This is a genomic window from Streptomyces boncukensis, from assembly GCF_011045075.1.
Taxonomy (GTDB): domain Bacteria; phylum Actinomycetota; class Actinomycetes; order Streptomycetales; family Streptomycetaceae; genus Streptomyces; species Streptomyces boncukensis.
The window spans coordinates 1-1,688 of record NZ_JAAKZZ010000903.1 but is presented as its reverse complement, the minus strand read 5'-3'; the positions used below and the strand labels follow the sequence as shown (position 1 = coordinate 1,688).

Annotated in this window: 1 protein-coding gene; it reads left to right on the top strand. The window is 73.4% G+C overall.

Annotated features, from left to right (window positions below; translation table 11 throughout):
• Window positions 1-1,666, top strand: a 1,666-nt coding sequence (gene nirB, locus G5C65_RS36845; RefSeq protein WP_206442689.1) for a nitrite reductase large subunit NirB, incomplete at its 5' end; no start/stop codon positions are given.
• Window positions 1,667-1,688: the final 22 nt, after the last annotated feature.

Sequence of the window (1,688 nt, the reverse complement as noted above, 5' to 3'; positions counted from 1 at the left end):
CCGGCTGCTGGGCGGCGAGGCGGAGTTCGACGGGGCCGACACCTCCACCAAGCTGAAGCTGCTGGGGGTGGAGGTGGCGTCGTTCGGGGATGCCCAGGGGCGTACGCCGGGGGCGCTGGAGGTGGTGCTGAACGATCCGGTGGCCGGGACGTACGGCAAGCTCGTGGTCTCCGACGACGCGCGGACCCTGCTGGGCGGCATCCTGGTCGGCGACACCGGGCGGTACACGCTGCTGCGGGCCTCGGTGGGGAGCGCGCTGCCTGCCGACCCCGGAGCGCTGCTCGCCCCCGAGAGCGGGGCTCCCGGCGCGGACGGGGGCTCCGGCATCGGGGCGCTGCCCGACGCCGCGCAGATCTGCTCCTGCCACGCCGTCACCAAGGGCACGCTGCGCGGGGCCGTCCGCGAGGCGGGGCTGTGCGACATCGCCCAGCTCAAGCAGCACACCAAGGCGGGCACCGGCTGCGGCTCCTGCGTCCCGGCGCTCAAACAGCTGCTCGCGGCCGAGGGAATCGAGCAGTCCCGCGCGCTGTGCGAGCACTTCGAGCACTCCCGCGCCGAGCTGTTCGAGATCGTCGCCGCCACCGGCATCGGCACGTTCTCCGAACTGCTCGCCGCGCACGGCCGGGGCGGTCGGGGCTGCGACATCTGCAAGCCCGCCGTCGCCTCCATCCTCGCCTCCCGCGACAGCGCCGCCCACATCCTCGACGGCGAGCACGGCGCCCTGCAGGACACCAACGACCGCCATCTGGCCAACATGCAGCGCAACGGCACCTACTCCGTCGTCCCCCGCGTCCCCGGCGGCGAGATCACCCCCGACCGGCTGATCGTGCTCGGCGAGGTGGCCCGCGACTTCGGCCTCTATACGAAGATCACCGGTGGTCAGCGCATCGACCTGCTCGGCGCCCGCCTCGAACAGCTCCCGCACATCTGGCGGCGGCTCACCGACGCCGGGTTCGAGTCCGGGCACGCCTACGGCAAGGCCGTGCGCACCGTCAAGTCCTGCGTGGGCTCCACCTGGTGCCGCTACGGCGTCCAGGACTCCGTCGGGCTCGCGGTCGAACTGGAGCTGCGCTACCGGGGCCTGCGCAGCCCGCACAAGATCAAGGCAGGGGTCTCCGGCTGCGCCCGGGAGTGCGCCGAGGCACGCGGCAAGGACTTCGGCATCATCGCCACCGAGCGGGGCTGGAACCTCTACGTCGGCGGCAACGGCGGCTTCACCCCCCGGCACGCCGAGCTGCTCGCCTCCGACCTGGACCGCGACACCCTGGTGCGGACCGTCGACAGGTTCCTGATGTTCTACATCCGCACCGCCGACCGCCTCCAGCGCACCGCCGCGTGGATCGAGGCGCTGGACGGCGGGCTGGACCATCTGCGCGCCGTGGTCGTCGACGACGCGCTCGGCATCTGCGACGAGCTGGAGGCCGCCATGGAGCGGCATGTGGCCGACTACCGCGACGAGTGGCGCGGCGTCCTGGAGGACCCCGGGAAGCTGGCCCGCTTCCAGTCGTTCGTCAACGCCCCGGAAACCCCCGATCCCGCCATCGAGTTCGCGGTGGAGCGCGACCAGCCGGTGCCGGTGCCGGCGCCCGCGCCGGTGACGCTGCCGGTGCCGCCGGTTCCCCCCGCCGCCGGCGCGGAGCAGACCGGAGAGGTGGCCGCCGTATGAGCCCCCGTACGCCGTCCCGTAC